The organism is Kineococcus vitellinus, assembly GCF_009906315.1.
Classification (GTDB): Bacteria; Actinomycetota; Actinomycetes; order Actinomycetales; family Kineococcaceae; genus Kineococcus; species Kineococcus vitellinus.
In genome coordinates this window covers 1-4,296 of record NZ_JAAALL010000342.1, presented here as the reverse complement: position 1 = coordinate 4,296, position 4,296 = coordinate 1, and the positions used below count along the sequence as shown (strand labels likewise).

Annotated in this window: 5 protein-coding genes; 1 reads left to right on the top strand and 4 read right to left on the bottom strand. The window is 75.0% G+C overall.

The annotated features are described in order from the left end of the window. From GTQ99_RS26390 to glgC, 3 genes are all read right to left on the bottom strand, one after another. Positions 1-118, bottom strand: a 118-nt coding sequence (locus tag GTQ99_RS26390) for an ACT domain-containing protein (RefSeq protein ID WP_338075153.1), incomplete at its 3' end; no start/stop codon positions are given. A gap of 99 nt (positions 119-217) precedes the next feature. After that, entirely contained in the window at positions 218-1,048 is an 831-nt protein-coding gene (locus GTQ99_RS20435; protein WP_166617543.1) for an LLM class F420-dependent oxidoreductase, read from the bottom strand. 65 nt (positions 1,049-1,113) lie between these two features. Beyond that, positions 1,114-2,352 (bottom strand): glucose-1-phosphate adenylyltransferase, encoded by a 1,239-nt coding sequence (glgC, locus tag GTQ99_RS20430; RefSeq protein ID WP_166617542.1) that lies wholly within the window; start codon positions 2,350-2,352, stop codon positions 1,114-1,116. Between the two features lie 57 nt (positions 2,353-2,409). Between glgC and glgA the strand changes: the two genes are divergently transcribed. Beyond that, positions 2,410-3,603: a glycogen synthase gene (glgA, locus tag GTQ99_RS20425; RefSeq protein WP_166617541.1), complete on the top strand. Its 1,194-nt coding sequence runs from the start codon at positions 2,410-2,412 to the stop codon at positions 3,601-3,603. A gap of 58 nt (positions 3,604-3,661) precedes the next feature. On the opposite strand, the gene GTQ99_RS20420 is transcribed toward glgA, so the two are convergent. Then, positions 3,662-4,296 (bottom strand): hypothetical protein (locus GTQ99_RS20420; RefSeq protein ID WP_166617540.1); only part of this gene is annotated, 635 nt, incomplete at its 5' end.

Genomic DNA, 4,296 nt, shown 5'->3' with positions numbered 1-4,296 from the left:
GGGTGAGCACACCGCCGACGACGACCTGCTCGACGTCAAGCACGTGCGTGCCGGTGCCGGCGAGGGCGGTGAACAGCGCCGAGGTGACACCGGGCCGGTCGGCGCCCGTGAGCGTCACCAGGACCTGCGCCGGGGGGCCGGGGGGGTGCTGCGGGCTCGCCGTGCTCGACACGCCCGGAACCCTACCGGGCCGCACCCGCCCCCGGCCCCGCGGTGATCACGCCCCGGTGCGGGCGGCGTTCTTCGCGTCGCGCCAGGCCAGCCAGTCGGCGACGAAGGCGGTGTCGTAGTCGGGGCCGCCGACGCTGAGGGTGATGAGGCGGGCTCCGGCCTCCACGAGGGCGTCGGCGGTGGCCACGTCGGCGTCGGCGTCGATGGCCACCGAGCGCTCGATCTCCAGCGGGTCGCGGCCGATCTCGGCGCAGCGCTCGTCGAGGATCCCGGTCTTGCGGGTGAAGGTCTCCACGTCGCCGAAACCGTGCCAGATGTCGGCGTGCCGGGCGACGATGCGCAGCGTCTTCTGCTCGCCGCCACCGCCGATGAGGACGGGGATGTCCCGGGTCGGCGCGGGGTTCAGCTCGCCCAGGCGCGCCTCGATGCGCGGCAGGTCGTCGCGCAGCTTGTCCAGGCGGCCGCCGGCGGTGCCGAACTCGTAGCCGTACTCGTCGTAGTCGCGCTGGAACCAGCCGGAGCCGATGCCCAGGACGAGGCGGCCGGTGCCGGGGGCGTCCACGGTGCCGTGGGCGGAGATGTGGTCGACGGTGCGGGCCATGTCGGCCAGCAGTTCGGGGTTGCGGTAGGAGTTGCACGTCACCAGGGCGCCGATCTCGATGCGCTCGGTGGCCTCCGCCCAGGCGGCCAGCATCGTCCAGCACTCGAAGTGCAGCCCGTCGGGCTCGCCGTACAGCGGGTAGAAGTGGTCCCAGTTGAAGGCCACGTCCACACCCAGCTCCTCGGCGCGCGCCGCGGCCGCGCGGATCGCGGGGTAGGGCGCGTGCTGGGGCTGGATCTGCAGGCCGATGCGCACCGGGCGCTGATCACTCGTCATGGCGCGACTCTAGGTCCGAGCCCCCGCGCTGCCCAGACCCGGCCCGCCCCGCGGGCCCGGCGGCCTCAGCGCGCGATGGTCTGGCCCTTGCCGACGACGGTGATGCCGGAGTCGGTGACGAGGAAGCCGCGGGCGCGGTCCTCCTCGGGGTCCACGCCCACGCGGGCGTCGTCGGGCACCTCGACGAACTTGTCGATGATGGCCCGCTGCACGACAGCGTGCCGGCCGACCTTCACCCCGTCCATGAGCACCGACTCGCTGACGTGCGCCCAGGAGTCCAGCCGCACGTTGGGGGAGACCACCGACTTCTCCACCAGCGCCCCGGAGACGACGGTGCCGCCGGAGACGATGGAGTTCACCGCGTGCCCGTAGGTGCCCTGCCAGCCGTGGACGAACTTCGCCGGCGGGTAGAAGTCCTGCGCGGCGATGATGGGCCACTCGTAGTTGTAGAGGTTGAAGACCGGCAGCACCGAGATGAGGTCCATCTGGGCCTCGAAGTAGGAGTCCATGGTGCCGACGTCGCGCCAGTACGCGCGGTCGCGGTCGGTGGCGCCGGGGACCTCGTTGTCCTTGAAGTCGTACACGCTGGCCAGCCCGCGGTCGACGAAGTCGGGGACGATGTCGCCGCCCATGTCGTGCTTGGAGTCGGTCTTCTCCGCGTCGCGCGTCACCGCGTCCACGAGGGCGTCGGCGTCGAAGACGTAGTTGCCCATCGAGGCCAGCACCTCGTGCGGGGAGTCGGCCAGGCCGCGGGGGTCCTTGGGCTTCTCCAGGAACTCCGCGATGCGGTTCGAGCCCGCCTCGGTCTGGATGACGCCGAACTGGTCGGCGAGGCCGATGGGCTGGCGGATCGCGGCCACGCTGCACGGGGAGCCGGAGGCGACGTGCGCGTCGACCATCTGGGAGAAGTCCATGCGGTAGACGTGGTCGGCGCCCACGACGACGACGATGTCGGGCCGCTCGTCGGAGACGAGGTTCAGCGACTGGTAGATGGCGTCCGCCGAGCCCAGGTACCAGCGCTGGCCGACGCGCTGCTGCGCGGGCACGCTGGCGATGTAGGAGCCGAAGAGGTTGGACATGCGCCACGACTGGGAGATGTGCCGGTCCAGCGAGTGCGACTTGTACTGCGTCAGCACGACGATCTTGCGGTAGCCCGCGTTGACGAGGTTCGAGAGCGCGAAGTCGATGAGGCGGTAGGTGCCCCCGAACGGGACCGCCGGCTTGGCGCGGTCGGCGGTCAGCGGCATGAGCCGCTTGCCCTCCCCACCGGCGAGGACGATCGCGAGGACGTTCGGTGCAGCCACGAGGGGCACCCTAGGCCCGGATAGCCTGGCGTGCCCACCAGGTGAGGGAGGAAACCCATGCGTGTCGACCTGCTGACGAAGGAGTACCCGCCGGAGGTCTACGGCGGGGCGGGGGTGCACGTCGCCGAGCTCGTCCGGGCCCTGCGGGCCGCGCCCGACGCCCCCGAGGTGCAGGTGCGCTGCTTCGGCGCCCCCCGCGCCGAGGCCGGCGCCACGGCCTACGCCGAGCCCGCCGACCTGGCCGGCGCCAACGCGGCGCTGCGCACCCTGGGGGTGGACCTGCCGATGGCCGCGGCCGCCGCCGGCGCCGACCTGGTGCACTCGCACACCTGGTACGCCAACACCGCCGGCCACCTGGCCTCGCTGCTGCACGGGGTGCCGCACGTGGTGACCGCGCACAGCCTGGAGCCGCTGCGGCCGTGGAAGGCCGAGCAGCTGGGCGGCGGCTACCGCCTCTCCAGCTGGGCGGAGAGGACCGCCTTCGAGGCGGCCGCGGCCGTCGTCGCCGTCAGCGCCGGCATGCGCGCGGACATCCTGCGCAGCTACCCGGCGCTGGACCCCGCCCGCGTGCACGTCGTCCACAACGGCATCGACGCCACCGAGTGGACCCCCGTGGAGGGCCGGGACCTGGTGCGCGCCAACGGCGTCGACCCCGACCGGCCCAGCGTCGTCTTCGTCGGGCGCATCACCCGCCAGAAGGGGCTGCCGCACCTGCTGCGGGCGGCGGCGCAGCTGCCGCCGCAGGTGCAGCTGGTGCTGTGCGCCGGTGCCCCCGACACCCCCGAGATCGCCGCGGAGGTCGCGGGCCTGGTCGCCGAGCTGCAGCAGCGCCGCTCCGGCGTGGTCTGGCTGGACCGCCACCTCAGCCGCGCGGAGCTGCTGGAGCACCTCTCGCAGGCGACGGTGTTCGTCTGCCCGTCGGTCTACGAGCCGCTGGGCATCGTCAACCTCGAGGCGATGGCCTGCGGGGCGGCCGTGGTGGGCACCGCCACCGGCGGGATCCCCGAGGTCGTCGACGACGGCGCCACCGGCTGGCTGGTGCCCATCGAGCAGGTCTCCGACGGCACCGGGGCCCCGGTGGACCCCGACCGCTTCGTCGCCGACCTCGCCGCCACCCTCGCCGAGGCGGTCTCCGACCCCGACCGCGCCCGCGCCCGCGGGGCGGCCGGGCGCACCCGCGCCGTCGAGGAGTTCTCCTGGGGCGCCATCGCCGCCCGCACCCTGGAGGTGTACCGCTCGGTGCTGCCCTGAGGGGTCCAGCCCCCGGGGTCTCGCCCCGCGGGCGCCCCGGCGGGCGCCGGCGGGCGGTTCAGCGCGGCGCCGGCTCGGCGTGCGCGTTGACCGCCGCCGTCAGCGCCCGCCGGGCCACCGCGGCGACCTCGCGCAGCGCCTGCGCCCGCGAGGTCGCCTCCCAGCTGGTGATGGCGGCGCCGTCGTCCTCGGTGGCCAGCTCGACGATGGCCAGCACCCGCGCCGCGGTCTGCAGCACCCGCGCCGCGCGCGGGGACGTGCCCGGCGGCAGGGCGTCGGGGGCCAGCGCGCCGTCGCGCACGGCGGCGATGCGGTCGGCGGCGTCCTCGCGCCAGCGGGCCACGTCCAGCGACGCCAGCGCCTGCGTGGCCGTCGCCAGCGCGAGCCGCAGCTCGCGCTCGGAGTCGGCGAGGCCGGTGCTCTCCGGCGCCCGCCGCGGCGCGGCCGCGCGCAGCGACCACGTCACCAGCGCCCCCGGCTCCCACGCGGAGCCGAACTCGGTGACCTCCGGCACCAGCGCCCAGCGCTGCTGCAGGCCGGCCAGCTCCACGACGACGCACTCGCCGGCCTCCAGCGCGGCGACGTTGAGCGCGGCGGGCCCGGGCAGCCCGCGCGGGTCGCCCGGCACGGGCAGCGCCAGCAGCAGCACCGCGGGGCCGGCGCCCGCCCCGCGGTGCTGCTGCTGGCGCTGCC